The organism is Paenalcaligenes niemegkensis (assembly GCF_022230885.1).
In the GTDB taxonomy this organism is placed as follows: domain Bacteria; phylum Pseudomonadota; class Gammaproteobacteria; order Burkholderiales; family Burkholderiaceae_B; genus Paenalcaligenes; species Paenalcaligenes niemegkensis.
In genome coordinates, this window is the sequence record NZ_JAKGCT010000003.1 from 11,544 (window position 1) to 37,883 (window position 26,340).

At 52.3% G+C, this 26,340-nt stretch carries 20 protein-coding genes; 16 read left to right on the forward strand and 4 right to left on the reverse strand.

The features are described 5' to 3' along the window. Positions 1–54: 54 nt before the first annotated feature. The 13 genes from ftsL to lpxC all read left to right on the forward strand — a co-directional run bounded on the left by ftsL (position 55) and on the right by lpxC (position 16,723). Complete coding sequence (gene ftsL / locus L1889_RS03500; protein WP_238663900.1) at positions 55–357, forward strand: cell division protein FtsL; 303 nt, start codon at positions 55–57, stop codon at positions 355–357. After that, the gene (locus L1889_RS03505; protein WP_238663901.1) at positions 354–2,090 is read left to right on the forward strand and encodes a peptidoglycan D,D-transpeptidase FtsI family protein; all 1,737 of its coding nucleotides are present in this window, start codon (positions 354–356) and stop codon (positions 2,088–2,090) included. Before ftsL ends, L1889_RS03505 begins: the two co-directional genes overlap by 4 nt. Next, positions 2,087–4,870 carry a bifunctional UDP-N-acetylmuramoyl-L-alanyl-D-glutamate--2,6-diaminopimelate ligase MurE/UDP-N-acetylmuramoyl-tripeptide--D-alanyl-D-alanine ligase MurF gene (gene murF, locus L1889_RS03510; protein WP_238663902.1) on the forward strand — a complete coding sequence of 928 codons (2,784 nt, stop codon included), beginning with the start codon at positions 2,087–2,089 and terminating at the stop codon, positions 4,868–4,870. Before L1889_RS03505 ends, murF begins: the two co-directional genes overlap by 4 nt. Next, complete coding sequence (mraY, locus tag L1889_RS03515; protein ID WP_238663903.1) at positions 4,860–6,032, forward strand: phospho-N-acetylmuramoyl-pentapeptide-transferase; 1,173 nt, start codon at positions 4,860–4,862, stop codon at positions 6,030–6,032. The genes murF and mraY overlap by 11 nt, the downstream gene beginning before the upstream one ends. After that, positions 6,029–7,555 carry a UDP-N-acetylmuramoyl-L-alanine--D-glutamate ligase gene (murD, locus tag L1889_RS03520; protein ID WP_238663904.1) on the forward strand — a complete coding sequence of 509 codons (1,527 nt, stop codon included), beginning with the start codon at positions 6,029–6,031 and terminating at the stop codon, positions 7,553–7,555. Before mraY ends, murD begins: the two co-directional genes overlap by 4 nt. Continuing rightward, entirely contained in the window at positions 7,552–8,745 is a 1,194-nt protein-coding gene (gene ftsW / locus L1889_RS03525) for a putative lipid II flippase FtsW (RefSeq protein WP_238663905.1), read from the forward strand. The genes murD and ftsW overlap by 4 nt, the downstream gene beginning before the upstream one ends. After that, complete coding sequence (gene murG / locus L1889_RS03530) at positions 8,742–9,812, forward strand: undecaprenyldiphospho-muramoylpentapeptide beta-N-acetylglucosaminyltransferase (RefSeq protein WP_238663906.1); 1,071 nt, start codon at positions 8,742–8,744, stop codon at positions 9,810–9,812. The genes ftsW and murG overlap by 4 nt, the downstream gene beginning before the upstream one ends. Beyond that, positions 9,809–11,215 carry a UDP-N-acetylmuramate--L-alanine ligase gene (gene murC, locus L1889_RS03535; protein WP_238663907.1) on the forward strand — a complete coding sequence of 469 codons (1,407 nt, stop codon included), beginning with the start codon at positions 9,809–9,811 and terminating at the stop codon, positions 11,213–11,215. The genes murG and murC overlap by 4 nt, the downstream gene beginning before the upstream one ends. After that, positions 11,212–12,165 carry a D-alanine--D-alanine ligase gene (locus tag L1889_RS03540; RefSeq protein WP_238663908.1) on the forward strand — a complete coding sequence of 318 codons (954 nt, stop codon included), beginning with the start codon at positions 11,212–11,214 and terminating at the stop codon, positions 12,163–12,165. The genes murC and L1889_RS03540 overlap by 4 nt, the downstream gene beginning before the upstream one ends. 9 nt (positions 12,166–12,174) lie before the next feature. After that, positions 12,175–12,966, forward strand: a complete 792-nt coding sequence (locus L1889_RS03545) for a cell division protein FtsQ/DivIB (RefSeq protein WP_238663909.1) — start codon at positions 12,175–12,177, stop codon at positions 12,964–12,966. Positions 12,967–12,971: 5 nt separating this feature from the next. Continuing rightward, positions 12,972–14,198, forward strand: a complete 1,227-nt coding sequence (gene ftsA, locus L1889_RS03550; RefSeq protein WP_238663910.1) for a cell division protein FtsA — start codon at positions 12,972–12,974, stop codon at positions 14,196–14,198. Between the two features lie 185 nt (positions 14,199–14,383). Further along, positions 14,384–15,550 (forward strand): cell division protein FtsZ, encoded by a 1,167-nt coding sequence (ftsZ, locus tag L1889_RS03555; protein ID WP_238663911.1) that lies wholly within the window; start codon positions 14,384–14,386, stop codon positions 15,548–15,550. A gap of 249 nt (positions 15,551–15,799) precedes the next feature. After that, positions 15,800–16,723 (forward strand): UDP-3-O-acyl-N-acetylglucosamine deacetylase, encoded by a 924-nt coding sequence (lpxC, locus tag L1889_RS03560; protein ID WP_238663964.1) that lies wholly within the window; start codon positions 15,800–15,802, stop codon positions 16,721–16,723. Positions 16,724–16,783: 60 nt separating this feature from the next. On the opposite strand, the gene L1889_RS03565 is transcribed toward lpxC, so the two are convergent. Next, positions 16,784–17,260 (reverse strand): DciA family protein, encoded by a 477-nt coding sequence (locus tag L1889_RS03565; RefSeq protein WP_238663912.1) that lies wholly within the window; start codon positions 17,258–17,260, stop codon positions 16,784–16,786. A 17-nt stretch (positions 17,261–17,277) separates the two neighbouring features. Here L1889_RS03565 and L1889_RS03570 point away from each other — a divergent pair, with 17 nt between their 5' ends. Continuing rightward, the gene (locus L1889_RS03570) at positions 17,278–18,234 is read left to right on the forward strand and encodes a M23 family metallopeptidase (protein ID WP_238663913.1); all 957 of its coding nucleotides are present in this window, start codon (positions 17,278–17,280) and stop codon (positions 18,232–18,234) included. A 116-nt stretch (positions 18,235–18,350) separates the two neighbouring features. After that, a complete protein-coding gene (gene secA / locus L1889_RS03575; protein WP_238663914.1) occupies positions 18,351–21,086 on the forward strand; it encodes a preprotein translocase subunit SecA in 2,736 nt (911 codons plus the stop codon). A gap of 152 nt (positions 21,087–21,238) precedes the next feature. On the opposite strand, the gene mgtE is transcribed toward secA, so the two are convergent. The 3 genes from mgtE to L1889_RS03590 form a co-directional block, all read right to left on the reverse strand. Beyond that, positions 21,239–22,720 (reverse strand): magnesium transporter, encoded by a 1,482-nt coding sequence (mgtE, locus tag L1889_RS03580; protein ID WP_238663915.1) that lies wholly within the window; start codon positions 22,718–22,720, stop codon positions 21,239–21,241. Positions 22,721–22,732: 12 nt separating this feature from the next. After that, the gene (locus L1889_RS03585; RefSeq protein WP_238663965.1) at positions 22,733–23,080 is read right to left on the reverse strand and encodes an acyl-CoA thioesterase; all 348 of its coding nucleotides are present in this window, start codon (positions 23,078–23,080) and stop codon (positions 22,733–22,735) included. 251 nt (positions 23,081–23,331) lie between these two features. Continuing rightward, positions 23,332–24,528, reverse strand: a complete 1,197-nt coding sequence (locus L1889_RS03590; protein ID WP_238663916.1) for a M20 aminoacylase family protein — start codon at positions 24,526–24,528, stop codon at positions 23,332–23,334. Positions 24,529–24,621: 93 nt separating this feature from the next. Here L1889_RS03590 and L1889_RS03595 point away from each other — a divergent pair, with 93 nt between their 5' ends. Further along, positions 24,622–26,310, forward strand: a complete 1,689-nt coding sequence (locus tag L1889_RS03595; protein ID WP_238663917.1) for an AMP-binding protein — start codon at positions 24,622–24,624, stop codon at positions 26,308–26,310. The last annotated feature ends 30 nt before the right edge of the window (positions 26,311–26,340 follow it).

The following is a 26,340-nucleotide window of genomic DNA, read 5'->3' on the forward strand; positions in this document are numbered from 1 at the left end:
CGTGCGCCGTTATGCTGCGGTAGGGGGTGCTAACTCCAGACGAGGGCGCCGCCGATGATCCGTTTTGCTTTAGCCGCATTGTTAATGCTGTCCGCCATATCGCTTGTTACCGCCCGATATCAGGCGCGTGAGCTGTATGTGGCAGCAGAGCTATTGACGAATAAAGCACGTGAGCTTGATACCGAGTGGCGTCGTCTTCAGCTTGAGAGGGCGGAGCTGGCACGCAATGCCCGAATTGATCATGTGGCTCGGGAAGACCTCGCAATGGTGACGGGTACTCCTGATCGCACCATTTATTTACGTGGAGAGGCCTTGAACTCAGCTGTGCCAATCACGAATAGTGGGGGCGCACAATGAAACGATTTGGTTATCACGAAAGTCCCGTCTTAGAAGGCCGCTTGCCGATGTGGCGAGCGAAACTGGTGCTTTTGGTACTTATGGTGGGGTTTTTGGCCTTGTTGTTTAAGGCCCTTTATTTACAAGGACTCTCTACCGAGTTTCTGCAGCAGCAAGGTGAGCGCCGCTACGAGCGGACCATGGTGTTGCCGCCAGTTCGAGGCAAGGTATTTGATCGCACCGGAAATGTCGTTCTGGCATCAAGTTTGCCAGTAAAAGCAGTATGGGCGATACCTGACGATGCGAAGAACGCCAAGCCAGAACAGTTAAGCCAATTAGCAAAATTACTGGAAATGTCGGTGGACGACATTAAGCGTCGTTTGGCGGTCGATAATAAAAATTTTGTTTATATACGCCGACAGGTAGATATTGATGTGGCTGCCGATGTCGCGGCGTTGCGCATACCGGGAATCCATCAGCAAGAAGAAATGCGGCGCTCTTATCCTGAAGGGGAGGGAATGGCGCACGTTTTGGGTTTTACCAACATTGAAGATAAAGGAATTGAAGGCATAGAGCTTGCCTTTGATGAAGCCTTGTCAGGAAAACCCGGATCCAGACGCGTGATTCGTGATCGCCTGGGACGCATTATTGACGATGTTCGTGACGTAATTCCTCCCGTGCACGGTCAGGATCTACATCTGTCTATTGATGCAGGTCTGCAGTTTGATACTTACGCAGCATTGAAAAAAGCCATGGAGCTAAACAATACGGCTGCCGCTGCGGCAATTGTGCTGGATGCACAAACGGGTGAAGTCCTGGCGCTGGTGAACTTGCCGACTTACGATCCCAATGACCGCAATGACCGTAAAGGTACCGCCTTACGGAATCGTGTCATAACCGATACGTTTGAGCCGGGTTCAATAATGAAGCCTTTCACGGTGGCGCTGGCGCTGGACAATAAAAAAATCACTACCTCTACCATGTTTGATACGGGCAATGGGCGTTATCGATACAAAGGATCGGTCATTTCGGATGTCAGCCGTAACGGAACGATTAATGCCGCTGATATCTTGCGCCGTTCCAGCAACATCGGCATGACCATGATTTCCGAACGGCTCACCTCTGAAGAAATGTGGACGAAATTTACTGAGTTGGGTTTTGGGCGCGCTCCTCAAACCAGTTTTCCCGGCGCGGCATCCGGGCGTCTGCGGCCTTGGGACAGGTGGCGTCCTATCGAGCGCGCGACCATGGCTTATGGCTACGGTTTTTCGGCATCCCTTATACAAATCGCTCAAGCTTTTACTGCCTTCGCGCGCGATGGCGATATGGTTTCGCTGACCTTGCTCAAACGTGAGACCAACCCCACAAGTGTGCAGGTTTACACCCCCGAGGTGGCACGTCTCATACGCGGCATGCTTGAAGCTGCCGCTGGGCCTGATGGCGCAAAGCTTGCCCAGGTGCAGGGTTATAGGGTTGCCGGGAAAAGTGGTACGGCTCGAAAGATAGTTGATGGTAAATACAGTAAATCAAGTTACCGCAGTTCGTTTGTGGGGTTTGCGCCAGTCTCTAATCCACGCATTGTGGTAGCGGTAAGCCTGGATGAACCTCGCGGAGCTGCTTATTACGGGGGCCGGGTTGCCGCCCCGGTTTTTTCGGAGATAGTGGCTAGTAGCTTGCGCCGAATAGGGGTGCAGCCTGATGCGCCAGTTGAGTCATTGGTGGCGATTAGTCCCAATGGGGAGGAACGACGATGAATGCCGCTAATGTATTGCAGTGGTTAAGAGAAAATGTGGAGTCTAGTGCGCAGTTGTGCCTGGATTCGCGGCAAATAGAGAAGGGGGACGTGTTTTTCGCTTCTCCGGGAATGGCGGGGGACGGACGGAGTTTTATTGACTCTGCGCTAGAGCGTGGCGCAGCGGCTATCGTTAGCGAAAAAAGTGATTCCGGTGCGGCAGTATTAAGTGTCCCCAGCCTTGAGGTAGAGAATCTTTCTGGCATGCTGGGCGAGATCGCTCATGAATGGTGGGCTAAACCTTCTGAAGAATTAAAAGTCATTGCGGTTACCGGAACTAATGGGAAAACCTCTTGCGTCCAATGGATTGCAGCAGCCCTCAATAACTCCCAGGTGCCTTGCGGAACCATAGGTACCTTGGGCGTCACCTTGCCCGACGGGACGAATCTCGGGGGCGCGCTGACTACTCCTGATGTATTGTCCATGCACCGCAATCTGGCTTTGCTGCGCGACGCGGGGGCAAACCTGGTGGCTCTTGAAGCATCTTCCATCGGGATAGCGCAAGGGCGTCTGGACGGGGTTCATGTTGAGATCGCAGCTTTTACAAATATTTCTCATGATCATCTTGATTACCACTTAACCGTTCAAAATTACCGTGAGGCGAAAGCAAGGCTATTTGCATTCAGCTGCTTGCGTAGTGCAGTCATCAATGCTGACGATGACTTCGGTCAAGAACTGCTGCGTAACGCTGATGTCGAAAATAAAGTCTCCTACTCCATGAAGGATAGTTCAGCTGTTTTATTTGCTGATGATTTGCATACAGGGGCGGACGGTCAGGTTTTCAGGCTCATTACTGCGCACGGTACGGCTCAGATTCTGACGCGGCTGCTGGGCGACCACAATGTATCCAATCTGTTGTTGGTGTCAGGAGTGCTTCATGAGCTAGGGTGGCCTGTCGCAAAAATTGCCCGTCTGATTGCAACGCTGGGCCCCGTGCCAGGACGTTTGGAAATTGTGGAAAGCGTGAGCTCTTTAGGCAAGCACGTGCCTGCGCCTTTAGTGGTCGTCGATTACGCCCACACGCCCGATGCCCTGGAGCGCGCGCTGGAAGCGCTGGCTGCCGTCGCACAGGTGCGTGGCGGGAAACTAATATGCGTGTTTGGGTGCGGTGGCGATCGCGACACTGCCAAACGCCCTTTGATGGGTGAAATTGCTGGTCGTCTGGCCGATGAGGTGATCGTCACAAACGATAATCCCCGCAGCGAGGATCCTGACGCCATTATTCAGGAAATTCTGCAGGGCTTAAAAGCGGCACATCAGATTGAGCAGGATCGTGCTAAGGCAATTCTGCAGGCAGTCTGGTTTGCTGAGCCTGCCGATTTGGTTTTAGTTGCGGGCAAGGGGCATGAGACCCATCAGGAAGTTAAAGGCGTGCGTTACGTCTTCGATGATCGGGAATGGGCGAGTTTTGCCCTAAGCTGGCTGCGTGGCCCGGCACTTTGTACCGATACCCGCAGTCTGCAGCGCCAAGATTTGTTTGTGGCGATCAAGGGCGATCACTTTGATGGCCATGAGTATTTGCTGCAGGCTGCCGAAAAAGGGGCCTGCGGTGCCATTGTCGAAACGCCGAATTTATCCTTAACCTTGCCGCAGTTTGTATTAGGCGATACGCGTCAGGCGTTATTGAAAATCGCTGCCGTATGGCGCCAGAAATTCGATATTCCTGTAGTGGCGGTATGTGGCAGTAATGGAAAAACCACAACCAAAGAGATGATTGCTTCAATATTCAGAAGCCATTTCGGAGTGGGAAATACCGTTGCGACAATTGGTAACCTTAATAACGATCTGGGCGTCCCCCTTTCCGTTTTACGTTTGCGGGCTAATCATCAGGCTGCGGTTTTTGAGTTGGGGATGAACCATCCCGGGGAAATTGCAGTCTTGGCGCGAATCGCCTCGCCCACTATTGCATTAGTAAATAATGCACAGCGTGAGCATCAAGAGTTCATGCATACCGTTCATGCCGTAGCCGAAGAAAACGGTGCAGTGCTCAGTGCGCTGGCTGCCGACGGCGTAGCCATTTTCCCAGGAGACGACGCCTACACAACGGTTTGGGAAGCTTTGTCCCAGGGGAAACAGCAGCTTAAGTTTGGTTTTGGATCGAAGCTAGAGGTACGGGCTGAGCAAATCCATGCCAACCCTACCCACACACCTTTTCAGTTGCACGTGTTGGATCAAGAGGCTCCAGTCATACTGATGAGTCCCGGCGTGCACAATTTACGCAATGCTCTGGCCGCCAGCGCCTGCTCTTTTGCAGCGGGCGTAGAGCTGAATGGGATTGTTACAGGTCTGCAAGATTTCCGTCCTGTAGAGGGCAGAATGCAGCCCAAAACATTAATCGATGGTTTCCAGCTTATCGATGACAGTTATAATGCCAACCCCGATTCTGTTCGGGCAGCAATTGATGTATTGGCACAGCTTAAGGGGCCTACCGTACTGGTATTGGGCAACATGGGCGAGGTAGGCGTCAATAGCCAGGCTGTGCATGCTGAGATGGGCAATTATGCGCGCGAGCAAGGCATTAAACACCTTTTGGTGTTAGGTGCGGATGCGGCCTTTGCTGCACAGGCTTATGGTTCATCGGCGCAAAGTTACGAAAATATCGACGTACTCATCACTGGTCTCATCGAGCTGGCTCCAGCGCATATCCTTGTCAAGGGGTCGCGCAGCACTCGTATGGATCGTGTGGTGCGTGCTTTGGAAAAACATTTTATGGAAGAGGAAGGGGCGAGCAATGCTTCTTGAGTTGGCACGATGGCTCGCTGAGTCGCATATTCGTGCCTTTGGTGTCTTTGAGTACATCACGTTCAGGGCCGTGTTGGCGAGCGCAACATCGTTAGCCATCGGCCTGTTGTGTGGACCGTGGGTGATTCGTCGCCTGACTGAATTAAAAATTGGTCAGGCTGTGCGTACCTACGGGCCTGAGTCGCATATACAGAAGAACGGTACTCCGACAATGGGTGGAGTGCTGATTCTTATCTCTATCGGGGTAAGTACCCTGTTGTGGGCAGACTGGACGAATCGTTTTGTTTGGATTGTATTGCTGGTGACCTTTGGTTTTGGCTGGATAGGCTGGGCTGATGACTATAAAAAAGTAGTCAATCACGATCCGGAGGGGATGTCATCGAGGCAAAAGTTTTTCTGGCAGGCTCTGATCGGGATTGTGGCCGCCATTTATTTGACCTTTGCGGTGTCGGTGCCTGCAACGGGAGAGCTCTGGCCCCTGTTTCGGGACTGGGTGCTTAGCGGCCTGACGATGCCGTTGCCCACCCGGGCGGACTTGATTGTGCCGTTTTTCAAGAGCGTTAGTTACCCCCTGGGTGTATTTGGCTTCGTGGCGCTGACCTGGCTGGTTATTGTGGGTTCAAGTAATGCCGTCAATTTAACGGACGGTTTGGATGGCTTGGCGATTATGCCTACCGTAATGGTGGGTAGTGCATTGGGAATTTTTGCTTACGTTGTTGGTCGGGTCGATTACTCAAAATATTTATTGTTTCCCTACATACCAGGAGCTTCAGAGCTGATGGTGATCTGCGCGGCCATAGCGGGTGCCGGATTGGCATTTTTGTGGTTTAACACCTACCCCGCCCAAGTGTTCATGGGCGATGTAGGCGCGCTGGCTTTAGGCGGAGCCTTGGGAACCATCGCCGTTATTGTTCGTCAGGAAATTGTGTTTTTCATCATGGGCGGGGTGTTTGTGGTTGAGACACTGTCGGTGATGTTGCAGGTTACGTGGTTCAAGTACACGAAAAGGCGATACGGAGAAGGGCGGCGAATATTCAGGATGGCGCCCCTTCACCATCATTTTGAAGTAAGTGGCTGGAAAGAAACGCAGGTGGTGGTTCGTTTTTGGATCATCACCATGATGCTCGTGCTAATTGGTCTCTCTACATTGAAATTGCGATGAAACACTATAGTTTCCCTTCGGTTCGCACTGATGGCCTGACCCTGATTTTAGGGCTGGGGGAGACCGGTGTGGCTGCCGCAAAGTGGTGCCTGCAGCAGGGTGCAGACGTGCGGATCGCAGATACTCGTGAAAACAACGCTGCGGCTCAGGAGCTGGCGAGCAACTATCCTGAGTCAGTGCGTTTGAGTTTAGGAAATCAGGCATTGCTGCCTGCCGTGCTGGAAGATGTACACACCCTGGTGCTTAGCCCCGGTTTATCTCCATTACAGGAAGGTGTGGCCGAGCTGTTAGGGTTGGCTGCAGAGCAGACGGTGTCGATCATTAGCGAGGTCGAACTTTTCGCACTGGCCTTAGCCGATCTGAGAGAGCAAGGTTATACACCAAAGGTATTTGCCATAAGCGGCACAAACGGCAAGACCACCGTGACAGCCCTGACTCGGCATATGCTGGAATTCTCTGACTTGGCAGCCACCGCAGCTGGCAATATCAGCCCTGCAGCGATTCAGGCCTTGAGCGATGCTGTTGCAGCCAGGAAGCTGCCTGATGTCTGGGTCATTGAGCTTTCCAGCTTCCAGCTACACTTTACGAATTCACTGCACGCCGACGCAGCATGCGTCCTTAATATTTCTCAGGACCACCTTGATTGGCATGGCTCTTTCGAGGCATACCAAGCAGATAAGGCTCGTATCTTTAAACATGCGCAGCTGAAGGTGGTTAATCGTGACGATGCTGCAACAGTGGCGATGGTGGGCGACTTATATGCAGTTGATGTTCATAGCTTCGGGGCCGACGCGCCCATACTTGCCGGTGACCTGGGCATCGATGATGACCACGGCATGCCATGGATCAGCGCCGCTGGCAATTCGGTACTTAGTGCGGGTACGGGCTTAGGCGAGAAAAAGCGTAATAGAGCTGATGTGCGTGAAAGTGGCCTGTTGCAGCGTTTAATGCCGGCAGATGCTCTGCGCATCAGGGGACAGCATAACGTGCTGAATGCCCTGGCGGCGCTGGCGTTGTGCCGCAGCATGAACCTTCCCTGGGGGCCGCTGCTGCATGCATTGAGAGATTATGGGGGCGAGCCACATCGTGTCGAGTATGTACGAACCATTGGTGGGGTGACCTTTATCAACGACAGCAAGGGAACCAACGTAGGTGCCACCGTGGCAGCCTTGAATGGTTTTCAGCAACGGCTCGTGTTGATTGCCGGTGGCCTGGCGAAGGGGCAGGACTTTCAACCCCTGGTGCATGCGGTGCAAAATGCAAAGGCAGCAGCGATTGTTCTGATTGGTAAAGACGCGCGGCATATTGCGGAGTCGCTGGCAGACAGCCCGGCGTCGCAGTTCTTTGCAAGCGATATGGCTGATGCAGTCCGGATTGCTTATGCACAAGCCTCTGATGGAGACCTCGTGCTGTTGTCTCCGGCGTGCGCAAGCATGGATATGTTCGAAAACTATGTGCACAGAGGGAATGCATTTGTCTCTGAAGTGCAAGAGCTGGCTCTAGAGAACGGAGAAATGGCATGAGTCTATTTGCTGATCTCAGTTCCAGTATCAACGCTGTCCGGCCAGGACGTACAGCCTTACCTGCATTTGATATTGCCTTGCTATCGGCGGCGGTAATGTTGGCGGCCTTCGGTTTGCTGATGGTGTACTCAGCTTCTATCGCGTTGGCGGACGGGCCTCGCTACGAAAGCTATGGCCGTTATTATTTTGTTATTCGTCACGCTGTTTTCCTTACCGTCGGATTCTTAGCGGCGCTATTTGTTGCAAGCGTTCCTATGCGGGTGTGGCACAAACTATCGGTACCCATATTCGTAGTGTGCCTGATCTTGCTGGTGGTGGTCTTAGTGCCGGGTATAGGGCGTGAAGTCAACGGTGCGCGACGCTGGCTGCCACTAGGCCCTGTCAATTTCCAGCCTTCCGAGTTCATGAAACTGGGGATCTTGCTTTTTGCGGCCGATTATACCGTTCGAAAACAAGAGCATATGCAGACGTTTTTCCGTGGTTTCCTGCCTATGGCATTAACCTTGGCTGGCGTCGGTATGCTGCTACTGCTTGAACCAGATTTAGGTGCTTTTATGGTGATTGTCGCTATCGCAGTCGGCATCATCTTCATCGGCGGTTTGAACGTCAAGCTTTTCGCTACCTTGCTGAGCTTGATGCTGGGCAGTTTTCTATTGCTGATCTGGCTGTCTCCCTGGCGTAGAGAACGGCTGTTCGTATACCTGGACCCCTGGAACCCGGAGAATGCTTACGGCAGCGCTTATCAGCTGTCGCACTCCTTAATCGCATTGGGACGGGGCGAGTGGTTTGGGGTCGGGCTGGGCTCCAGTGTCGAGAAGCTTCATTACTTACCTGAAGCTCACACCGACTTCATTGTCGCTGTGATCGGAGAAGAGTTAGGTTTTGTCGGCGTAGCGGCCTTGATTCTGGTGTTTGGTTTTATCGTGTGGCGCGGTTTCGAAATTGGCCGTCAGGCGATTGCCATGGAGCGTCTCTATAACGCCATGGTCGCTCAAGGTGTTGCAGTTTGGTTCGGCGTACAAATGTTTATTAATATTGGCGTTTGCCTAGGTCTGCTTCCCACCAAGGGGTTGACGCTACCGCTGGTAAGTTATGGCGGTACCGGTATTGTGGTGAACTTGATTGCCGTGGCGTTTTTGCTCCGTGTGGATTTCGAGAATCGAAACTTGATGCGGGGTAAGCGCACATGAGCAAGACACTTCTGATCATGGCAGGCGGTACAGGCGGGCATATTATGCCAGGTCTGGCTGTGGCTCACGAGATGCGGGCCCGGGGTTGGAAAGTAATATGGCTTGGCCACCCTGAACGTATGGAAGGCAAGCTGGTTCCTGAGCACGGTTTTCAGTTAAAGGCATTACGTTTTGCAGGTGTGCGGGGCAAAGGGGCAGTGAGCTTACTGAAGCTGCCTTTCACGCTGATAAGGGCGTGCCTGGCTGCACGCCGGGTTCTTCAGGAGGTTCGGCCAGACGTGGTGTTAGGGATGGGCGGGTATGTGGCTTTTCCTGGCGGCTTGATGTCCTACCTGCAGCGTATCCCTTTGGTCGTGCACGAGCAAAACGCTGTTGCGGGAACCGCAAACCGCTGGCTCGGACGTTTCGCGACCAAAACCCTGGTGGGCTTTCCCGGGGCGCTGTCGGGTGCCGTAATGGTAGGAAATCCTGTGCGCGCAGCTTTCCGTAGTGTGCCGCTGCCTAAACAGCGGTTTGCTCATCGCCGTGGCTCATTGAGAATCTTGGTTGTTGGCGGAAGTCTGGGTGCAGCCCCATTAAATCGAACGATTCCCGCCGCGCTGGCACTGATGCCAGCAGAGCAGAGGCCGAGCATCCTGCATCAGGCGGGTCAACAGCATCTTGACTCAGTAAAGGCACGCTATGCCGAGTTAGGAGTGAAGGCAGAATGCACCGCCTTTATCGCTGATATGGCTCATTCGATGGCAGATGCCGACTTACTGATTTGCAGAGCGGGAGCAATGACAGTTGCCGAAGTTGCCGCTGCTGGAGTTCCCGCACTATTTATACCTTTGCCACACGCGATTGACGATCATCAAACTGCCAATGCGCGCTACTTGACAGATTGTGGTGCGGGCTGGCTACAGATACAGCCTGAATTCAACGCTGAGTGGCTGGCTCAATGGCTAGGCGCACGCACACGCACCGACTTAATGCGTGCTGGCGAGCATGCACACGAACACGCCCAACTCAATGCGACCGAGCACATCGCCGACGCATGCGAGCAATTAGTACGGAGGGCGGCATGAAGCACCGCATTAAACATATACACTTTGTAGGAATCGGCGGCTCAGGAATGAGCGGCATCGCTGAGGTGATGCTAAACCTGGGATACGCCATCAGTGGGTCAGACATTCAGGAGTCTGCCGTAACGCGTCGCCTGGCTGAGCTGGGCGCACGAATTGTGATTGGCCACCGCGCTGAGAATGTTCAGGGCATGGGGGCGCTGGTTACTTCCACCGCCATATCCGGGGACAACGCCGAAGTGTTGGCCGCTCGTGCAGCACGCATTCCGGTAGTGCCGCGAGCCCTGATGCTTGCCGAGCTCATGCGGTTGAAGCGGGGCATCGCTGTAGCTGGTACTCATGGTAAAACCACGACGACTAGTTTAGTCGCCAGCATCTTGGCGGCCGGTGATTTGGATCCCACCTTCGTTATTGGCGGCCGTTTGAATTCGGCTGGAGCGAATGCCCGCTTAGGCCAAGGTGAATACATTGTTGTCGAGGCCGACGAGTCGGACGCATCATTCCTTAATTTGCTGCCGGTAATGGCAATTATTACGAATATTGATGTAGACCATATGGATACCTATGGTCATGATGTGGCGCGGCTAAAAAGTGCGTTCATTGACTTTACCCACAAGCTTCCTTTTTACGGTAGCGCGGTGGTGTGTGTAGACGATCCGAATGTACGGGAAATTATTCCTTTTATTTCTCGTCCGGTTACCACCTACGGCATTGAGCAGTCAGCTCAAGTGCGTGCAGTAAATCTCCATTGCGAAGGTACGCGCATGAGTTTTGACGTTGAGCGTCAAGGCAGCGCAGGTCAGTTGCCGCTGCTGTCGGTAGGCTTGAATTTGCCGGGTAACCATAACGTACTGAATGCTCTGGCCGCGATCGCGGTGGCGACTGAGCTGGGTGTATCAGATCAGGACATTGCCCGCGCATTGTCTGATTTTACTGGTGTGGGAAGACGTTTCTCGCAAGCGGGAGATTTCCCAGTACCTGAGCATCATGGCGGAGGCGAATTCACCCTTATTGATGATTATGGCCATCATCCTAATGAAATGGCGGCTACGCTTGCGGCGGCTCGTGGTGCATGGCCTGACCGGCGCATTGTCTTGGCATTTCAACCGCATCGCTATACGCGGACGCGCGATTGCTTTGAAGACTTCGTGCGTGTGCTCAGTAACGCAGATGCGGTCTTGCTGACCGAAGTGTTCGCTGCAGGCGAGAAACCCCTGATCGCTGCCGATGGCCGTGCCTTGTCTCGTGCCATCCGTGTAGCGGGTCGCGTGGAGCCTGTTTTTATACCGGAAATCGAGAGCCTTCCTCAAGCCATCCTGGATTTTGTTCGAGATGGAGACGTGGTGGTGACGATGGGCGCTGGAAGTATTAGTCGGGTACCTGCTCGTCTTGGAGAATTAGCATGAAGACTGATTTTGGTCGCGTAGGGGTGCTGTACGGCGGGCGTTCAGCTGAACGCGAAGTGTCATTGATGTCGGGGCAAGGTATACATGAAGCGCTGCTCAGCAAAGGCATCGACGCGCACCTTTTTGACACCGGCGAACATTCCTTGGCCGAGCTGGCAGAGCAGAACTTCAGCTGCGTTTTTATTGCTTTGCACGGACGTTACGGTGAAGATGGCACGCTTCAAGGAGCGCTCGAACTGCTGGATATTCCGTATACGGGCAGTGGCCCCATGGCGTCGAGCCTGGCCATGGATAAAGTGATGACGAAGCGGATATGGCTGCAGTGTGGTTTGCCTACTCCTGAGTTTGTCCTGCTGGAAACCTCTGGCGATGTGGCTGCTCTTGAAGAAAGCCTGGGCTTGCCGTTCATTTTGAAGCCGCCTCACGAGGGGTCCACCGTAGGCTTTACCAAGGTAGAGGAAATTGCTCAAGCCGATGCCGGTTATGCCTTGGCATCGCGCTTTGATCAGAAAGTGCTGGCCGAACGTTTTATTCAGGGACGCGAACTTACGGTGCCTATATTGGGCAGTGGCGATAGCGCCCGCGCATTACCCGTGATTGAAATTGTGGCTCCTGACGGGAACTACGATTTCGACAATAAATACATCAGTGATGAGACGCAGTATTTTTGCCCGGCTAATCTGCCAGACAGTCTGACTGCCGAGATCCGCGAGCTAGCACGCAAGTCATATTTATCCATAGGTTGTGAAGGCTGGGCGCGTGCTGATTTTATGCTGGATGAACACAGCCGTCCGTGGCTTCTGGAGATTAATACCTCGCCCGGCATGACCAGTCATTCTTTAGTACCAATGGCGGCTAAAGCTGAGGGCGTCAGTTATGCAGATTTGTGTCTGACGATTCTTGAGTCAGCCAGTTTGAAAGTGCGTGCGGTAGCACGCCTCGTCGAGTAGGGGACCTCTATGTTCGCTGATGCCCGCCTTACTAACTTTATTGCAAATGTGCTGGCGGTTCTGGCCGTCTCTGCAATGTTGGTAAGCGTCATCGTCTGGACAATTAGACAGCCTTACTTTGCGATTCAGCGTGTACAGATAGAGGCACTTCACAACGAAACGCTCAGTTACGTGACCCCGGCGGCAGTGGACGCAACAGTAGCGGGCCGTTTGAAAGGCAATTTTTTTACGATTGATTTGGATAATTCTCGCCAGCTGATGGAGACGGCACCCTGGGTACGTCGTGCTCAGGTGAAACGGGTCTGGCCAAATACATTGTTAGTGCGTATCGAAGAGCAGCAGCCGCTGGCTTACTGGAACGAAAACGAAATGATCAACACCTGGGGCGAAGCCTTTGCAGGAAATGAAGCCGTTTTGAGTGACGACGTAGCTCTGCCGCAATTAAATGGACCGAGCTTTTCCGAGCGCCTGGTGGTTCAACGCTATGCCGAAGTGGCCCGGTGGATTGCTCCGATGGGGTTGAACATTCGAGAAGTCACTCTGAGTCCACGTTATGCGTGGGAAGTCGTGTTGTCTGATGGAATGCGTCTGAACCTAGGTAGAGATCCTGCTGCCGATATTGCGGATCCACATGGCCGTTCGGGGGCACTCCCTTTTGCCGCGCGCATAGAGCGATTTGTACAGGCCTGGCCTGCATTACTTCAACGCCTGGGGGATCGGGCGGTGGCAAGTGCAGATTTAAGATATACCAACGGGTTTGCCATTACCTTGGCCCCGCTTACACCTACTCCAGTGAAATAATAGCTATGACGCGTGACATCAAAGATTTAATCGTTGCACTTGATATCGGCACCAGCAAAGTGGTGGCGGTAGTGGCTGAGATTTTGCCCGAAGGACGCTTCGAAGTATTGGGGTTGGGGCAGCATGAGTCGCAGGGGATGCGTAAAGGGGTAGTGGTCAATATTGAAACAACCGTTAACTCGATACAGCGTGCATTAGAAGAAGCCGAACTCATGGCTGACTGCAAAATTCGTGAGGTCTATACGGGTATTGCAGGCAGCCACATCACCAGTTTCAACTCCAGTGGGATGGTGGCTGTTAAAGATAAAGAAGTCACAGCTACCGACGTGGCTCGGGTTGTGGAGACAGCTAAAGCTGTCAATATCCCAACGGATCAGCAAGTGCTGCATGTCTTGACACAAGAGTTCATTGTGGATTCTCAGGAAGATATTCGCGAGCCCATTGGCATGAGCGGATTACGTCTTGAAGTACGTGTACACATCGTGACGGGCGCTGTTAGCGCCGCTCAGAATATCGTTAAGTGTGTAAGGCGTTGCGGGCTGGAAGTCCATGACCTGATTCTGCAGCCACTGGCCTCCAGCCTTTCTTGCCTGACGTCAGACGAAAAAGAACTGGGTGTTGTTTTGGTGGATATCGGCGGTGGTACTACAGATATTGCGATTTATACGGGTGGTGCCATACGTCATACCGATGTGATTCCTATCGCTGGCGATCAAATTACCAGTGATATTGCGGCGATGTTGCGTACACCGACGCCTGACGCCGAGGAAATCAAGCTGCGTTTTGGCCTGGCCAAGCAAGTGCTTGCCAATAGCGAAGAGTTGATCGAGGTTCCCGGACTGGGTGATCGGCCCAATCGCCAGGTTAAACGACAAGCACTGGGCGCTGTGATTGAACCTCGTGTCGAAGAGCTGTTTTCCTTTGTGCAGCAGAGCTTGCGTGAATCAGGATACGAAGACTTGCTGTCGTCGGGCATCGTGCTGACAGGCGGAACAGCATTGTTACCTGGCATCGTAGAGCTCGCCGAAGACGTTTTTCTAAAACCGGTTCGCGTGGCGGTTCCCGCATACAACGGCAGTTTGGCCGACGTAATGCGTAATCCACGCTTTTCTACAGTAATGGGTCTATTGACCGAGGCCCGGGTGCAGCATGCCCGGGGGCGTAAAGTAGCGCAGCAAAAAGGAAGCGTGAAGAGTTTGTTAGCACGCATGAAAGAGTGGTTTATGAATTAAAGCCTGGTCTTTAATTTGGAAAAAATCCTGGCTATCACCGAATACGACAGCGAGGATTTTTCCGGGAGGCGTTTCAATAATGCTGCGAATTTGAAGTTGGCATAGTTAGTGAAGCGATTCTAAATTTTGCAGTATCGGGGCGGCAAGACTGTTCTTGCCATTATGTACATGTGAGGGAGTCAACAATGATGAACTTTGAAATGCTAGACACGAACAGCAATTCGACTGTTATCAAGGTAATAGGTGTGGGTGGCGCCGGCGGTAATGCGGTTACCCACATGATCCGATCTGGTGTGCAAGGTGTGGATTTTATCTGCGCTAACACCGACTCACAGGCCTTAAGCAGTAGCGAAGCGCCTGTGCAGATTCGTCTGGGACGTTCAGGGCTTGGTGCTGGTGCCAAACCTGATCAAGGGCGCGCAGCGGCTGAAACCGCTCGTGAAGAAATTCGTGCTGCCTTAAACGGTGCACACATGGTGTTCATTACCGCTGGTATGGGCGGTGGAACGGGTACAGGAGCCGGCCCGGTAGTGGCAGAAGTTGCTAAAGAACTGGGTATCCTGACCGTCGGTGTAGTCACCAAGCCTTTCGAGTTTGAAGGTGGCCGACGCATGAAAATGGCAGAAGACGGAATTGAGGAGCTGACGAAGCACGTGCATTCGCTCATCGTCGTATTAAACGAAAACCTATACGATTTAATGGACGATGAGGCGACTCAGGAAGATTGCTTTAAAGCCGCTGACGACGTGTTGCATAATGCTTGCGCCGGTATTGCCGAGATCATTAATGTAGAAGGTAACGTAAACGTTGACTTCGAAGACGTTAAAACGATTATGGGTGAGCAAGGCCAGGCAATGATGGGTACTGCGGTAGCCTCTGGCGAAGGCCGTGCCCGTGAAGCAGCTGAGCGTGCCATCGCTTGCCCGCTACTTGAAGGCGTTGACCTTCATGGTGCGCGTGGCATGTTGGTAAACATCACTTCGGGCCGTAACTTGAAATTGCGCGAAACGCGTGAAATCATGGATACGATTCGTGGATATGCTGCTGAAAACGCTACGGTTATCTTTGGTACAGCCTACGATGAAAGCATGGGTGAGGAACTGCGGGTGACAGTTGTTGCCACAGGTCTTGGCCGCACTCAGGCGCGTCCTCAGCTGGTACAAAATAACGAGCAGGTTTTGCGTACAGGTACCGATAATCAGCCAGTGTCCGAGTTTGACTATGCCAACTCTGATGTTCCGGCAGTTATTCGTAATCCCCGTAGTCAGGCGTCTGCGCAAGTGCGTGCATTAGAAACAGCGGGTATGGATCATTTCGATATCCCTGCATTTTTGCGCAAGCAGGCCGACTAAGCCTGTCAGTTAAACGCGCTTCCCCCGATTAGCGCGTGGACTCTCGCACTTCAGCGTACCCTGGGCATCAGGGTACGCTGGACGCGAACGATAAGTTGTGTCGATTCGGGAGCTCCGCATCTCGCATGCGTGGTGGTTTAGCGTGCATGAACCCGGTTGATTTTCGATTCCTTACACTAATAGGTCAGGAAACAATCAAATCCCGGTTACAATCTAGGGTGATAACTGTAATTAATGAATAAACTGCCAATGTTACGTCAGCGCACAATCTCTAAAGTAATCAGCACCAAAGGTGTGGGCCTGCACTCGGGCCGTCGCGTAGAAATTACGCTGCGTCCTGCGGCCCCCAATACGGGGATTGTTTTTCATCGTGTCGATTTGCCCGAAGTCGTCGATCTGCCAGCTCAGGCAAGCATGGTAGGTGGTACCCGAATGGCTTCTGTTTTGCAAAAAGATAACGTGCGCGTGTCAACGGTAGAGCATTTGATGTCGGCTCTTGCTGGGTTGGGCGTAGACAATATTCATATAGATTTAACTGCAGAAGAAGTGCCCATTATGGATGGCAGTGCGGGCACCTTTGTTTACCTGCTCCGGTCTGCTGGGCTCGAAGAGCAAAACGCACCGAAAAAGTTTTTGCGTGTATTGAAAACCATTGAGGTATCAGAGGGTGAAGGCGACGAACTTAAATGGGCTCGCTTAGAGCCATATGAAGGTTTTGCGCTGCAATTCTCTATCGACTTTCATCATCCTGCCATCAACGCTACTGCAAATTTTGCTGAGATTGATTTCGCAAAAGATTCTTACGTGAAAACTATCGCACGTGCGCGCACTTTCGGGTTTGCGAGCGAGGTCGAAGCGATGCGTGCAGTAGGCTTGGCTCGTGGGGGTAGTCTGGATAATGCTATTGTCATGGACGAGTATCGGGTTCTTAACTCTGATGGCTTGCGCTATGAAGATGAATTCGTCAAGCATAAAATTCTCGATGCTATCGGCGATTTGTACTTGATCGGTCATCCTCTTATTGCCCGATACGTGGCATGTAAATCAGGTCACGGCCTTAATAACCAGCTTGCCCGGGCACTTCTTGCGGCTCAGGATAGTTGGGAATTAGTCACATACGATCATGAAGAACCTGCAGCTGCCGCCTATACACGAGAATGGAAATTTGCCTGAACAGGGTGTAATTAATCCGCTTTCTGCGTTAACCTTATTCTTTGGCGCAATAGCTCGTGCTTAGCTGTGATTTTTTACAAGTTTAGCAACGGCGTCTGCTAAGGCGCCCGGCGCCAGTGAAGCCTGCAAGGTTTTAAATGCTTCAATAGCATTGGCGTCTATAGCTTTGATTTCTCTAGGTGCTTTATTGATCACGCTTTTATACAAAGCGGCTTGCACCTGGACGCTAATCTCGCTAAGGTTCCAACCATCCTGATTTAATGTTCGTAACACGGTCGGCGCAAGCTGCCTAAGTTTAGCGGCATGGGCGGGCGATGGAACTGCAAGAGTTAAATGTTGTCCTTCTATATGGGCCACTTTGCATTCGCGGCCCAATGCCCCAGTTAAAACGTTGGCAATGATGCGCTCGGCAGCCAGATAGGCCCGGGCAGTATCCAGCACATGCGAACCCTGCTGATCGTTACCTAGCCAGCTTATGGCTAGTTCAGCGGGTTTTTTGCTGCGACTGGGGTTTTTCTTAAAATAGTGCCGTGTCATTTACAGAGGTTGTTAGTGTGAAGCTATCGAAGCAGAAGTGCTTAACTGATTCTACCGCTAAAGGGTTAAGAACCCTATTTATCGTCATTGCTACCGTTATTGGTCTGGGTGTTTCCGCTGTGGCAGGTGCCCTGGTTCAGTCTCAGTTAAATAGTCGTCCTACGTTAAGCATAGAGCAAGAAAAAATACTGAGCGAACAAGTTTCCCGAGATTCCGCCTACGTGCGTGAAACCATGAACCAGCTCGCTGCGCGTGTAGGAGATCTGCAAGCCAAGTTAATTCAAATGGACAGTCTCAGCAAACGGGTGGCTGAGACTGCCGGGGTCTCTTATACAGATCCTGAAGTAATGGCGGCCATGGCCTCTGCCGCGCAAGACGACAACGATTTATTTGCCAGTGCACCGGTTGACTGGAATGCTGAGGGGCTGGGCCGCAAGCTCGACTCCTTGGCATCCCAGTTGTCCAACCAGCAAGATTGGGTAGCCATGCTCGATATGGTGATGGCCAAGCGCGCCGGCAGCGAGGCTGTTGTACCTACCATACACCCTGTTGACGCAGGCTACAGCAGCTCTTCCTTTGGCTGGCGCCGTCATCCGCTGACCGGCCGGCATACACTGCATGAAGGCATGGATTTCGCCGCTCCGGTCGGCACACCGATCGCTGCGGCTTCGGGTGGTATCGTCACAGAAGCCCGATATGTGCCGGGATATGGAAAGTTAGTTGAAATTAATCATGGCAGCGGCCTCGTTACACGTTATGCTCATGCATCATCCATTAATGTGCGCTTGGGCGACGTTGTCGAAAAAGGGCAGTTAGTGGCACGGGTAGGTAATACCGGGCGTACTACGGGGGCGCATTTGCACTTCGAGGTACGGATGGCGGGGCAACCTGTTGATCCTGCTTTGTTTTTACCCCGCAGCACCGATTCGGAATCCATGTTGGCTCATAGCGATGTTGCAGAATCAAGCGATTAGCGCAGAGGTGCGTTAAACTCTATTGTTTTCTTGCTGCTTTCCCTTTAACGCTCAGATAGGAATGGGAGTCAGCGCGTTGCAAGGCGTGCTTAAACACTCACATCAACGACACAAGAATGGTTTCATTGCTTAAAAAGCTCATTGGTAGCCGCAACGACAGGTTGCTTAAACAGTATCGTAAACAGGTGGTGCAGATCAATGCACTCGAACCCGAGTACGAGTCCCTTAGCGACGACGATCTGTGCGCCAAAACACAAGAGTTTCGACAGCGTCTTAGTGACGGGAAGTCGTTGAATTCACTGTTGCCTGAAGCCTTTGCTGTAGTGCGAGAGGCCAGCAAACGGGTGTTTAACATGCGGCATTTCGACGTTCAGATGCTGGGCGCTATCGCATTGCATCATGGAAAAATTGCCGAGATGCGTACGGGTGAGGGTAAAACCCTGATGGCCACCTTGGCTGTCTATCTGAACGCTTTGGCTTCCAAAGGCGTACACGTCGTTACGGTTAACGATTACCTGGCGCGCCGCGATGCCGAGCAAATGGGTCGTCTCTATAATTTTCTTGGTTTGTCTGTAGGGGTAGTTGTGCCCCAGCAAGACAACGAAGAGAAAAAGGCTGCCTATCAAGCTGACGTAACCTACGGTACCAATAACGAGTTTGGCTTTGATTATCTGCGCGACAACATGGAGTATCGCGCCGAGGATCGCCGCCAGCGCACCTTGTTTTACGCTATTGTCGATGAGGTTGATTCAATTCTTATCGACGAGGCCCGTACACCGCTTATTATTTCCGGCCAGGCCGATGATAATACTGAGCTCTACCGGGCCATGGATGTGGTCCCCGCCATGCTGACACGCATGGCTGAAGAGCCTAAGCCCAACGAACCAGAGCCCGAGGGGCATTTCTGGGTCGACGAAAAGGCACAGCAGGTTCATATTTCCGAAGCCGGTCATGTACGTGCTGAGCAGGTGCTGGTTGAAATAGGGGTGCTTCCTGAAGGTGCCTCTCTGTACGATCCACGCTATATCTCGCTGATGCATCACCTGATGGTGGCGTTGCGTGCCCACAACTTGTTTTTCCGCGATCAGCAATATGTAGTGCAGGAAAATGAAGTCGTTATTGTTGATGAATTCACAGGGCGCCTGATGGCAGGCCGACGCTGGTCTGATGGATTGCACCAGGCCGTTGAAGCCAAAGAAAAGGTACAGATCCAGCACGAAAACCAGACGCTCGCCTCCATCACTTTCCAGAACTACTTCCGTATGTACGAGAAGCTGGGTGGGATGACAGGTACAGCCGACACTGAAGCCTACGAATTTCAAGAGATCTACAGCCTCGAGACGGTCATTATTCCCACCAACCGTCCGATGGTTCGTGAAGATCAAAATGATCAGGTCTTTAAGACTGATGAAGAAAAATTCAATGCCATCATTGAAGACATCAAAGATTGCTTCACACGCGGTCAGCCGGTTTTGGTTGGTACTACCAGTATTGAGAACTCTGAACTTATCTCCGGAAAGCTTAACAAGGCAGGTCTTAGCCATGAAGTGCTGAATGCAAAGCAGCACGCACGCGAAGCAGAGATTGTTGCCGAGGCGGGTAAGCCCGGGCATATCACGATTGCTACGAACATGGCGGGCCGGGGTACAGACATCGTGCTCGGGGGTAGTGTCGAGCGTCAAATCATTATGCTTCACGCCGATGACAGCCTTTCTGAAGACGAAAAAGCCGAGCGCATTGCCAAGCTTAAGGTTGAATGGCAGCCCTTGAATCAACAGGTGAAAGAGGCGGGCGGTCTGCGTATTATTGGTACCGAACGCCACGAGTCGCGCCGCATTGATAATCAGCTGCGTGGACGTGCCGGCCGCCAGGGCGATCCGGGTTCCTCACGTTTCTACCTGTCGCTTGAAGATCCTTTAATGCGTATTTTTGCTGGCGATCGGGTACGCGCTATTATGGAACGACTGCGCTTGCCTGAAGGCGAGCCTATCGAAGCTCGCATGGTTTCGCGCTCCATTGAGTCTGCTCAGCGCAAAGTCGAAGCGCGTAACTTTGATATTCGTAAGCAGCTACTGCAGTACGATGACGTTTCCAATGATCAGCGTAAAGTTATATACGCGCAGCGTAATGATGTGCTCGAGTCAGCCGACATCAGCGATATTGTTTCTAATCTGCGCGAAGCTTCTGTCAGCGACTTATTCCATCAGTACGTTCCTGAAGAATCCATGGAAGAGCAGTGGGATCTTCCTGGCCTTGAAAACGCGCTGGAAGCTGATCTTCAGTTGCCTGTCTCGTTATCCGCAATGGTCGAGAACGATACCTCGCTGTCCGAGGTCGATCTCCTGGATCACGTATTGGAAGTATCCAAAAATCGTCTGCAGGAAAAAATTGAGCAGGTCGGAGCCGAAAGCTGGGGATCCTTTGAGCGTGCTGTGGTATTGCAGGCTATTGATGGCCAGTGGCGTAGCCACTTGCAAGCGTTAGACCATCTGCGCCAAGGTATACATCTAAGGGGTTATGCTCAAAAAGATCCTAAACAAGAGTTCAAGCGCGAAGCATTTGAACTGTTTTCCTCAATGTTGGATCGTATACGGGACGAAGTCGTCAAGGTGTTGCTAACCGTTCGTATTCAGCCTACAGAGCAGGAACAGGCTGTGAAGGCAATTGAAGAGCCTGCTCTGGAAAACGTTCGTTACCACCACTCCGATTATGACGCTGCACTTAGCGGTGAGGATCCTGGCATTGCTCCTGCGCCTGACGCTGGCGACGAGGTGCCGCGGGTAGGGCGTAACGACGAATGTCCTTGTGGTAGCGGGAAGAAGTACAAGCATTGTCACGGTAAGCTGGCCTAACTGGCTTTAAGTGAATAACCCCACGGCAGTTACGTTGTATAGCGTAACTGCCGTGGGGTTATTGTTTGGTGCCTGTCCGGGCTGACATAATTACCTGGACAGACAGCCTTGTGTTGCGGCACTCGACGTAGGTGCCCCTTCCAGCGAAGAGATTAAACTAAAAATATCGTCGCCAGGCCTAAGAACAGGAAAAATCCTAATGAGTCCGTTCCAAAGGTAAGCAATACAGACGACCCTACAGCGGGGTCTTTACCGAAACGATCGCGCAAAATAGGAATGAGCACACCCAGGGTGGCGCCTATCAGCATATTTCCGATCATGGCAGCCATCATGACAATGGAAATGGCGATAGATCCGGAAATAAACCATGCAAAGACTGCAGTAACCAGACTGCCACAGGCACCGACTAAAAAAGTGACTAGCAGTTCGCGTTTAACGAGTGTCCAAATATTGGCACCAGTAATACGGCCCATGGCCATGGCGCGGATAATCATAGTCATGGTCTGGTTGCCGGAATTGCCTCCAATGCCTGCAACAATAGACATTAAGAAAGCCAGGATCACGATATGACTAACCGTTTCTTCAAAGCGGGAGGCCACAAAAGATGCTGTAGCTGCTGTGCACAGGTTAACCAATAGCCATGGTGCGCGGTTACGTAAGGCACTTAGAACCGGGGCGAAAATATCTTCTTCCTGAAGACCAGCGCGCGACAGTGCTTGCTCTTGCGAGTCTTCTTGAAGTACGTCCACCACTTCATCAATGGTGACCCTGCCGATTAAGCGGCCATAGTCATCAACCACCGGGGCCGAGACCAGGTCATAGCGCTCGAAGGCATTGGCCGCGTCGGAGTCGGAGTCAAGTGGGTGCAGGCTAAGGTATTCTTCCGCCATGACGGCTGACACCATGGTTTCCGGGTCTGAAACGAGCATTCGGGTTAGCGACAGAGTGCCTTTGAGGCGATCATCGCGGTCAACGACGAAGATCTGATCGGTGTGGTCCGGTAGCTCCTGAAGGCGGCGCAGGTAGCGCAGGACGACCTCCAGACTGATGTTTTCCCTGACACGGACCATGTCGAAGTCCATGATGGCACCGACGGTGTCTTCAGGGTAGCCCATAGCTTCAAGTAACTGGGCGCGTTCGGACTCAGTCAGGCCCTTTTGTACCGCCGCAATAACATCGGGAGGTAAGTCGGGAACCAGATCGGCGATCTCGTCGGCATCCATAGTGGCTGCCGCCGCAATAAGATCTTCGGGCTCCATCGACTTGATAAGTGATTCACGAGCCCAGTCTTCGATCTCAAGCAATACGTCAGCATCGTGTACGTCGCTGACTTGTTGCCATACGGCCTGACGTTCGGTTTCTGGAAGAGATTCCAGAATAAACGAGATGTCGGCTGGGTGCAGATCATTGATAATGGCGCGAATTTCCTTTTCGTGCCGTCGATGGGTTAGCCCGGAAAGTATATTTGCCCGTTCATCTCCCTCGTTCTGTCGCTGGCTTAGTGTTTCGACAACCTCTTGCCGCTTAAGCACGTTTTGAACACGATGCAGGGCCTGCTGCGCATCTTCAGGGTCGAGTCTGCGCACGATGGTGATAGGGGTAGGGCTGGTTGGCTGGTGCTCGTTTCCAGTCATAGGCAGTACCCTTTATTTGAGTGGTGGTAGCTCACGGCTGCGACGCTGGTCGTCGGTGGCCACATAAGTCAACGTCGCTTCGGTAACCTTAACGGTTTCCATTTGCAGGCGACTGCGTTCAGCATAGACCTCGACTTCGACTGTAATTGATGTGCGGCCAGTTTTGACGATGCTGACGTAGAAACTGAGTAAATCGCCCACAAAGACAGGCTGCTTGAACGTAAATGCGTTGACCGCAATGGTTGCCACACGACCCTGTGCGCGCCGAGTAGCCGGGATCGAACCTGCAATGTCAACTTGCGCCATAATCCAGCCACCGAAGACATCGCCATGAATGTTGGCATCTGACGGCATAGGCATAACACGCAGGATAGCGTGATTTTCGGCTGGGGGAAGATTGCAGTTATGGTCGTTCTGGCTCACGATGACTCCGTAGGTTTGAAGCGCGGTACATAGCGCAACGTGCAAATACCTGCGAACTTAGGCACCGAAATAACGCGCCGAGAAATCGCGCAGCTAAATCCCGCGGGCTGTCCAAGTACGCAGAAGAGCCAGTATTGTAACGGCAAGCGTAAATCTTGCCCCAAATCATTTGTGAATGCGAGGTTTTATTAATTGATATTCAGATAGTGTTGCGCCAGGCTCACCCAGTAAGTCGCTCCGACAGGAAGCAGCTTGTCGTTAAAGTCGTAGCTGCCGTTGTGCAAGGTGCACGGACCCAGCCCGTGTCCTGCCGTACGGTGATCTCCTTCGCCATTTCCTATCCATACATAGCAGCCCGGGACTTCTTGAAGCATGTATGAAAAGTCTTCGGCACCCATCGAAGGTGAGATGTCTTGATGCAGTGCGCTAGCGCCCGCAAAGTTCCGGACTACATCGGCGCAGATATCTGCTTCATCCGCATGATTAATGGTGGGCGGATAGCGTCGGTCGAACTCAAAGACAACGGAACACCCCATAGCTGCGCAGCTTTGCTGTGCAATATCACGCATTCGAGTTTCGATGAGATCAAGAGTTTCAAGACTAAATGTACGAACGGTACCTCGTAGACTCGCCTCGGTAGGAATGACGTTGTCAGCCGATCCGGCATGGATTTGTGTAATGCTGAGTACGGCGGGCTCAAGGGGGTTGACGTTGCGGCTGACAACGGTTTGTAAGCTCATGGCCAGCTGAGCCGCTGCCATGATGGGGTCTGCTCCCAGATTTGGCATCCCGCCATGGGCTCCTTTCCCTTCTATCTTTATGCTGAAGGTATTGCTCGATGCCATGATAGCTCCGCTACGCACGCTGAATTCGCCTGCAGGCAGCCCAGGCCAGTTGTGCATACCAAATACCGCATCCATGGGAAAGAGATTAAAAAGCCCATCTTCAATCATTTTCTTGGCTCCGCCAAAACCTTCTTCAGCGGGCTGGAAAATGACGTACACAATGCCTTCAAAGTCGCGGGTTTCAGCTAGGTACTTACTTGCCGCCAGTAACATGGCTGTGTGACCGTCATGTCCGCAAGCATGCATCTTTCCTTCGTGGCGACTGGCGTGAGGGAAATCGTTAAGCTCTTGCATTGGCAATGCGTCCATATCGGCGCGTAGTCCTACTCGCTTGCCATTGTCGCTTTTGCCCTCAATGATGCCGACCACACCGGTGATGCCCAGGCCCCGATGCAAAGAGATGCCCCATGACTCTAGTAGTTCGGCCACTTTATCCGCCGTACGAACCTCTTGATAAGCCAATTCTGGATGGGCGTGCAGGTCGCGTCGGATCGTGGTGATTTCATCATGCCACGCGATAATTGGCTCAAGCAGTTTCATAATCTTCAATTCCTATGGAGTTATCGCGAAAGACGATAAGTCAGACAAAGCGTATTATCGGGTTATGCATACAGCACTGAATGGAGACTGCCATTGAATAACGAGCATAAGCCTTGGCTTGATTATTACCCTGAAGGGGTGCCCGCGGAAATCAGTATTGACCCACCTGTTAGCCTGGTTGATTTACTGAACGAAGCTTGCACCAAGCATGCGGATCGTGTTGCCCTGAATTTCATGGGAGCGCAAATGCGCTACAGCGAAGTAGACCAGCAAGCTTATTTGCTTGCCTCCTGGCTGCAGGCACAAGACATTAAAGCGGGTAGCCGGATAGCTATTATGATGCCGAACACGCTCGTTAATCTATGCATTTTATTTGGGGTGTTGCGCGCTGGGATGGTGGTTGTCAATATTAACCCGCAATACACTCCGCCAGAACTTGAGAGGCAGCTGCAAGATTGTCAGCCAGATGCTATTTTCATTCTTGAGAATTTTGCGCACGTGCTGGCGCAGCTTTCGCCCCATGCAAGGCCCGGGCATATTGTTATCAGCGCAGCCGGTGATGGTATGGGCCTACGGGGGGTGGCTGTGAATGCGGCGGCGCGATACCTGAAGCGCATGATCAAGCCTTATCAGTTGCCTGGCAGCTATAGCTACGCACAGGTTTTATCGCAGGGCAAGCAAAACACCTTTGTCAGTCCGAATATTCACGCTGATGATATAGCCCTGCTGCAATATACCGGCGGGACAACAGGAGAGCCTAAGGGTGCCTGTCTCACTCATGCCAACCTGGGGGCGAATATTGCTCAGATCAAGGCTGTAGCCTATCCGGTATTGGGCGATTTTAGCGGCCCTCAGCAAACCATCCTCTGCGCTTTGCCTCTTTATCATATTTTTGCGCTGACATTGTGCGGCCTTTTGGGCCTGCAAACGGGGATGCGTATTGTGCTGATCAGCGATCCTCGAGATTTAAACAGTATTATTCGAGCCTGGCGGGCACATCCACCCACTATTTTTCCGTCCGTAAACACCTTATACAATGCGCTTAGCAGTAATACATCGTTCGTTAAACTGGACTTTAGTCAGTTGGCTTTGTGTTTTGGTGGTGGCTCGGCTGTTCAGCAAGCGGTAGCAGAGCGCTGGCTTTCTGTTACCGGACGTTCGTTAATCGAAGGTTATGGCTTGTCAGAAACCTCGCCCGTAGTAACAGCCAACCCTACAGACTCGACGGAGTATTCCGGCAATATCGGTTTTCCTGTGCCTTCCACGCTGGTTCGGTTTTTAGGAGAAAACGATGAGGACGTTCCTCCCGGAGAAATGGGCGAGCTGGCTATCAAGGGGCCCCAGGTGATGCTGGGTTATTGGAAACGTCCTGGCGAGACTGCCGAGGCATTTACCTCCGACGGTTATTTTAAGTCGGGTGATATTGCCGTCATGGATAAAACGGGACGTATTACTCTTGTCGACCGAAAAAAGGACATGATACTAGTCTCGGGTTTTAACGTGTATCCCAACGAGATCGAAGAAGTGCTTATGTCCCATCCGGGCGTGCACGAGGCAGCCGTAGTGGGCATAGCCAGTGAACATAGTGGCGAGGCTGTTAAGGCATTTGTAGTCAGATCCGACCCTGAACTGACGGAGCAGGCATTGAAACAGTGGTCTCGCGAGCGTTTGACCGCTTATAAGCGGCCGCGCAGCATTGAGTTTAGAGAGTCACTGCCAAAAAGCAATGTTGGCAAGATTCTTCGCCGTACGTTACGTGACGAAGAAGCCGCATCTAACTGATGTTGTGGTTGTTGGAGGCAAATGAAGTGG